Raw genomic sequence first — 6,895 nt, 5'->3', positions numbered from 1 at the left:
TCTCCTGCTTCGACCGGCTGGCGGTGAAGGATCGGCTAGGCGCGCTCGGGCGCTTCTTTGTGGTCTTCGGCCGCGTGCCGCTCTTCTATTACATCCTGCACCTGTTCCTCATCCACGGCATGGCGGTGGGGGTGGCGATGGCCTGGGGCCAGCCCTACGAGTGGCTGCTGCACGGCGGATTCTTCCTCAGCCAAGCGCCTCCGGGCTACGGCCACAACCTGCCCTTCATCTATCTGATGTGGGCGCTGGCGGTCGGCATCCTCTACTTCCCCTGCAAGTGGTTCATGGACCTGAAGGCGCGGCGCAGGGATTGGTGGCTGAGCTATCTGTAGCGGCTTCCTGCAGACGGACATCGCTCTGGCTATAATCGCCTCTCCATGGCGAGCCTCTACGACGAACTCAAGGCGCTGGTGGCCGCGCTGAACCAGGAACAGGTACCCTACGCCCTCTGCGGCGGGCTGGCCATGGCCGTGCATGGCTTCGTCCGCGCGACGGAGGACATCGATCTCCTCGTTCAACGCGGCGACATCGAGCGCATTCTCTCGATTGCATCCCGGTTCGGTTACACGCTCCGCTCGAAACCGATGGTTTTCGAGGGTGGTTCCATGGAGATTCATCGGGTTGTAAAGGTCCTCGGTGAGGACGAAGACCCGTTGATGCTGGACCTGTTGCTGGTCACGCCCGCGTTAGAGGAGGTCTGGCAGGCTCGCGAATGGAAGGAATGGCAGGAAGGAGCTTTCTGGGTGGTGTCCCGGGAAGGGCTGATTCGGCTAAAATCGGGACGTGCTTCCAACATCGATTTGGAAGACTTGCGAAGGCTGAGAGGGGAAGATGAAGGCTGTTAATATGTCACCCAAGGCCATCAGTAACCGCCTGCGGCGAGTCTCCGAACTGAGGGAACTGTGCCTCTCCCTCGCCAAGGCCCGCCCCTTGCCGCGACCCGCAGAGAAGGCGGAGTCAGGCTCCCGAACGCCGCCCCGCTCTTAGCGCAATCCCTTTGAATCCGATAAACTGAGCGGCTTTGGAAGTCGATTCAGTAGGCTGCATGCCAGAGACCATCAAAATCAAACTTCCGGACGGCAGCGTGAAGGACGTGCCCAGGGGCACGACCGCGCTCGAGGTCGCCAAGTCCATCGGCCCGCAGCTGGCCGAGGCGGCGCTGGTGGCGCGCACCAACGGCGACCTCATTGACCTGACCAAGCCGCTCGAGAAAGACACCGAACTGCGCATCCTGACCTCGAAGGATCCCGAGGCGCTCGAGGTCTTTCGGCACTCCTCCGCTCACCTGCTGGCGGCGGCGGTGCTCGAACTTTTCCCCGAGACCAAGCTGGGCCACGGCCCGCCCACCGCCGACGGCTTTTTCTACGACTTCTACCGGGAGGCCAAGTTCACGCCCGAGGACCTGGAGAAGCTCGAGAATAAAATGGGTGAGCTGGTCGCCCAGGACATCCCCTACGCGCGCGAGTGGCTGCCGCGTGGTGAGGGCCTAGAGAAATTCAAGGGCGAGGGCGACTTCATGAAGTGCCACTTCATCGAGCAGTTCACCGCGCCCGATGAAAAGATCTCCATCTACCGCACCGGCAAGTTCACCGACTTCTGCCGCGGGCCGCACATCCCTTCGACCGGACGCATCCAGGCCTTCAAGCTGCTCTCGGTGGCCGGGGCCTACTGGCTGGGCGATGAGAAGAACCCGCAACTGCAGCGCATCTATGGGACCTCGTTCTATTCCAAGAAAGAACTGGACGCGTACCTGCATCGCCTGGAGGAATCGAAGAAGCGCGACCACCGTGTGCTGGGCAAGCAGCTCGATCTGTTCTCCATCCAGGAGCTGGCGGGGCCGGGGCTCATCTTCTGGCATCCCAAGGGCGGCATCATCCGCAAGACCATGGAAGACTGGCTGCGCGAGGAATATCTGAAGCGCGGCTATTCGCTGGTCTACACCCCGCACGTCTCCCGCGTGGACCTGTGGAAGATCAGCGGGCACGAGGGCTATTACGCGCAGAACATGTTCTCGTCGATGGAGCTCGACGACGCGAACTACCGCGTGAAGCCCATGAACTGCCCCGGGCACATCCTTATCTACAAGGACGCGCTGCGCAGCTATCGCGATCTGCCCGTCCGCCTGGGCGAGCTGGGCACGGTCTACCGCTACGAGCGCTCCGGGGTGATGCACGGCCTGCTGCGCGTCCGCGGCTTCACCCAGGACGACGCCCACATCTTCTGCACTCCGCAGCAGATCGAGGATGAGATCGTTGGCTGTATCGAATTCGCCCAGGCCGTGCTCGAGACCTACGGCTTCACCGAGTACACCGCCGAACTTTCCGTGTGGGACCAGAAAGACCGCAAGTCCTACGCCGGCACTGATGAGAACTGGGCGCTGGCCATCGGCTCGCTGGAGAAGGCGCTCAAGCGCGCGAATATCCCCTACAAGACCATGCCGGGCGAGGCGGTCTTCTATGGGCCCAAAATCGACATCAAGCTGGTGGACGCCATCGGCCGGCCCTGGCAGCTTTCGACCGTCCAGTTCGATTTCACCCTGCCCGAGCGCTTCAAGCTGGAGTACGTTGCCGAGGACGGCACGCGCAAGCAGCCGCTCATGGTGCATCGCGCGCTCTACGGCTCCATCGAGCGCTTCTTCGGCGTGCTCATCGAGCACTACGCCGGAGCGTTTCCCGTCTGGCTGGCGCCGGTGCAGGCAGTGGTCATCCCCATCAGCGAGCGCCACGCCGACTATGGCAACCAGATCGCCGCGCAGTTGAAGGCCGCCGGGGTGCGCGTGGAGGTGGATGCGCGCAACGAAAAGATGAACGCCAAGATCCGCGAGCACGCCATGCAGAAGGTGCCCTACCTGCTCGTGGTCGGCGACAAGGAAGCTGCCAACGGCCACGTCAACGTCCGCACCCGCGGGCAAGAGAAGACCGAAGACCTGCTGGCGGCGGAGTTCGTGGAAAAGATCCGGAAGCACATCGCGGAAAAATCAACTTCGCTTTAACACCATTTACAATCTTCCCCCATGCAAGCCCCGCGCGGGACCGGGCATGCGGTGGCGGCCGGCTTTCTGGGCTGGACGCTCGACGCCTTCGACTTCTTCGTCGTCATCTTCATGTACGACCACTTGGCGCGGGACTTCCACGTGGAGAAGAGCGCGCTGCTCTGGGCCACCACGGCCACCCTGGCCTTTCGCCCTTTGGGCGCGCTCCTCTTCGGCATGCTGGCCGACCGCTACGGCCGCCGCCTGCCGCTCATCGCCAACGTCATCTACTTTTCGGTGGTCGAAGTCGCCTGCGGATTCGCGCCCAACTTTCCCGTCTTCTTCGTGCTGCGCTGCCTCTACGGCATCGGCATGGGCGGAGAGTGGGGCGTAGGGGCGTCGCTGGCCATGGAGCACGCTCCGGTGCGCTGGCGCGGTCTGCTCTCCGGCATCCTGCAGAGTGGATACTCGGTCGGCTACCTGCTAGCGGCGGTGGCAGCGCACTATGTACTGCCGTCGCTAGGCTGGCGCTGGATGTTCTGGATCGCCGGCCTGCCGGCACTCCTGGCCCTCTACGTCCGCACCCACGTGCCGGAGTCGGAAGCCTGGAAGCAGCACCGCGCGCCTTCGCTGGGCGCCATCTTCAAGACCGCTGGCTCGCACTGGAAACTCTTCGGGTATCTGGTGGTACTGATGACGCTCTTCATGTTCCTCTCACACGGCACACAGGACCTTTATCCGGACTTCCTCAAGAACGAGCACAAGTTCGGGGAGACGACCGTGGCCGACATCGCCATCCTCTACAACATCGGAGCGATCATCGGCGCGGCCATCTTCGGACATCTCTCGGAAAAGATGGGCCGGCGGCGCAGCATCCTGGCGGCGCTGGGGCTGGCGCTGGTGATGATCCCGGCGTGGTCGTTCGGCGGCTCACTCGCAGTGCTCGTCTTCGGAGCCTTCGTGCTGCAGATGGGAGTGCAGGGCGCCTGGGGCATCATCCCGGCGCACCTGAACGAGCTGTCGCCCGACTCCGTGCGCGGGCTGGTCCCCGGCCTCGCCTACCAGATGGGCATCCTCATCGCCGCGCCCACCAGCAACATCGAGCACGCGCTCAGGGACGCTTTCGGCTACCGCTGGGCGCTGGCCGGCTTCGAGATCGCCGTCATCGTCGCGCTGGCGGTGGTGACCTACCTGGGCTCGGAAAAGAAGGGCAAAGTCTTCGTCACCATCCCCGCGGAGTAATAGAATGGCCCTCCCCATATGACTACGACCGAAGCCATCAAGTTCGACATCTGCTGCGCCGCCCGCATGCTGTACCGCGCCGGGCTGAGCGTGGCCAACGCCGGCCACCTCAGCGTGACCGTAGCCCCGGACACCATGTTGGTGAACCGCTTCGGGCCGTCGTTCGCCACCCTCACGCCGAAGGACATCCTCACCGTCAGCTACGGTGGCAAGATCCTCGAGGGTGAGGGCATGGTGAACGACACCATCGCGCTGCACGGCATCATCCACAAGTACAACCCGCAGATCGTGGCGGTAGCGCACACCCATCCACCGGCGGTCGTCACCTACAGCACCTTCCGCAAAGTCCCGGAGGTCTACGACCAGGAGAGCTGCATCCTGGCGGGCGACGTGGTGGTGGTGGAGGAGGACTACTCCGGCATCGCTTCCACCGAGGAGCGCATCCGGCCCATGGCGGAGGCGCTGGGGAAGTGCCGCGCCGCCATCCTGCCCAACCACGGCGCCATCACCACCGGGCCCAACATCCAGATCGCCATGGTCACCATGATCCTGCTGGAGGGCATGGTGCAGCGGAACCTCGCAGTGGCGGGCGCGGCGCGCGCCACCGGGCTCGTGCCCCAGCCCATCTCACGGGAGAACGCGCTCCAAGCCAAGCGCGAGCTGGCCAACATCCCCTTCCTGGCGCCGCTCTGGGAGGACTTCCTCAAGCGCCTGCGGCAGTCGGACCCCGACCTGTTCCCCGCGCGCCCCCCAGCCGCATCCAACTAAGAGAGTGCCTCCGCCGGTACGCGCGTCTTTTGGCGGAGGGAAACGGGGTTACACTTTACTCATGAGATTCCTTCGGTCCGTGCTTCCCGCCGCCCTGCTCATCCTCGGAATTGCAGTCCTCGCCCAACAGAGTCCGCCTCCGCTGACCCCGGAGCAGGAAGAGGCGGTGGCCAAGGCGCGGCAGATGGGCGAGCTGATGGCCGTGGTGAAGAAGCAGTTCGGGCCGGACCTTCAGATCGCGGAGACGTCCACCGAGATCACCGTCCGCTACCTGCATCCCGACAAGAAAAAAGAGGTGGGGTGGAAGTACCTGCTCACCGGCGACCTGGATGGCGACGGCGTGGAAGATGCGGTCATCGTCGTGCGCTTCAAGAATCCCCTGGCCGGGCAGGCGCAGTTCGACTACAAGGTGGTGGACCCCTATTTCACCTACCATGGCTACGGCAATCCCAAGGTGACGGTGGAGTTCCAGAGCGACGACCCGCGCAACAACCACATGATCCTGGTGATCCATGGCGCGGGCAAGGAAGGCTGGCGCGCCGAAACTCCCAAGGCGAAGTTCGTGATCGTCAACCTGCCGTTTGAAAAGCTCTCGGTCGCGCCCCTGATGGTCAAGAAGAAGAAGGTGATGGCCATCATGGCGGAAGAGGGCGACGGGGGCACCTCCAGCGTCTACTGGGACGGCAAGAAGTACAAGTGGACTGAGGGCGCCGGCAGCCCCTAGGCGCAGCCGCCAGCAATCAGCCAACAGCATCTGACCAACCCAGATTTCTTCCTCTGTACCTCTGTGTCTCTGTGGCCAATCTATAATCCCCCGCATGGATCTGGAGCAGAAGCTCGCCGAACTCAAACGCCGCGACCAGCTCGCCGAAGCGGGCGGCGGGCCCGAGCGCCGTGAGCGCCAGCACAAGGAAGGCAAGATGTCCGCCCGCGAGCGGGTGGAGTTCCTGCTCGACGACGGTTCCTTCGAAGAGACCGACCGCTTCGTCACCCACCGCGCCACCGACTTCGGCATGGCGGAGCAGAAGGTCTACGGCGACGGTTTCGTCACCGGGTACGGGCGCATCGACGGCCGCCTGGTCTTCGTCTTCGCCCAGGACTTCACCGTCTTCGGCGGCTCGCTGTCGGAGGCCAACGCCGCCAAGATCGTAAAACTGATGGAGCTGGCCATGCGCGTGGGCGCGCCCCTCATCGGCCTGAACGACTCGGGCGGCGCGCGCATCCAGGAGGGCATCCTCTCGCTCGGCGGCTATGCCGACATCTTTCTCAGGAACACGCTGGCTTCCGGGGTGATCCCGCAGATCTCGGCGGTGATGGGGCCGTGCGCGGGCGGCGCCGTGTACTCGCCCGCCATCACGGATTTCGTTGTGATGGTGGATAAGACCTCGTACATGTTCGTCACCGGGCCGGACGTGATCAAAACCGTCACTCATGAGGAGGTCACCAAGGAAGCGCTGGGCGGCGCGCTGACCCACAACGAGACCTCGGGCGTGGCCCACTTTTTGGCCCACGACGACGCCGAGTGCCTGTCGCTCATCCGCGAGCTGATGAGCTTTCTCCCCTCGAACAATCTGGAAGACGCGCCGCGGCGCGTCTCGACCGATCCCGCCGACCGCGCCGACGCCAGGCTCGACTCCATCGTTCCCGCCGAATCCAATCAGCCCTACGACATCAAGGACGTCCTCCACCTGGTGGTCGACGACGGCTACTTCTTCGAGGTCCACGAGCACTTCGCGAAAAACATCGTGGTCGGTTTCGCGCGGCTGAACGGGCGCCCGGTGGGTGTGGTCGCGAACCAGCCGGCGTTCCTCGCTGGAGTGCTCGACATCAACGCTTCGGTGAAGGGCGCGCGCTTCGTGCGCTTCTGCGACGCCTTCAATATCCCGCTCATCACCTTCGAGGACGTCCCCGGCT

General features: G+C 63.9%; 7 protein-coding genes. All 7 read left to right on the top strand.

The genetic code is table 11. The features are described from left to right. Window positions 1-332, top strand: a 332-nt coding sequence (locus tag VGQ94_07145) for a hypothetical protein (protein ID HEV2022291.1), incomplete at its 5' end; no start/stop codon positions are given. A gap of 45 nt (window positions 333-377) precedes the next feature. Beyond that, the gene (locus VGQ94_07140) at window positions 378-845 is read left to right on the top strand and encodes a hypothetical protein (protein ID HEV2022290.1); all 468 of its coding nucleotides are present in this window, start codon (window positions 378-380) and stop codon (window positions 843-845) included. A gap of 200 nt (window positions 846-1,045) precedes the next feature. Next, window positions 1,046-2,992 carry a threonine--tRNA ligase gene (gene thrS / locus VGQ94_07135; protein HEV2022289.1) on the top strand — a complete coding sequence of 649 codons (1,947 nt, stop codon included), beginning with the start codon at window positions 1,046-1,048 and terminating at the stop codon, window positions 2,990-2,992. 21 nt (window positions 2,993-3,013) lie between these two features. Beyond that, window positions 3,014-4,213 carry an MFS transporter gene (locus VGQ94_07130; protein HEV2022288.1) on the top strand — a complete coding sequence of 400 codons (1,200 nt, stop codon included), beginning with the start codon at window positions 3,014-3,016 and terminating at the stop codon, window positions 4,211-4,213. 18 nt (window positions 4,214-4,231) lie between these two features. Then, complete coding sequence (locus VGQ94_07125) at window positions 4,232-4,981, top strand: class II aldolase/adducin family protein (protein ID HEV2022287.1); 750 nt, start codon at window positions 4,232-4,234, stop codon at window positions 4,979-4,981. Window positions 4,982-5,042: 61 nt separating this feature from the next. Continuing rightward, window positions 5,043-5,705, top strand: a complete 663-nt coding sequence (locus VGQ94_07120; protein HEV2022286.1) for a hypothetical protein — start codon at window positions 5,043-5,045, stop codon at window positions 5,703-5,705. Window positions 5,706-5,799: 94 nt separating this feature from the next. Continuing rightward, a partial coding sequence (locus VGQ94_07115) for an acyl-CoA carboxylase subunit beta (GenBank protein HEV2022285.1) occupies window positions 5,800-6,895 on the top strand: 1,096 nt, incomplete at its 3' end.

It is taken from the genome of Terriglobales bacterium (assembly GCA_035937135.1).
Classification (GTDB): Bacteria; Acidobacteriota; Terriglobia; order Terriglobales; family Acidobacteriaceae; genus DASYVL01.
The sequence above is the reverse complement of the archived record's forward strand: the minus strand, read 5'-3'. Positions and strand labels throughout refer to the sequence as shown.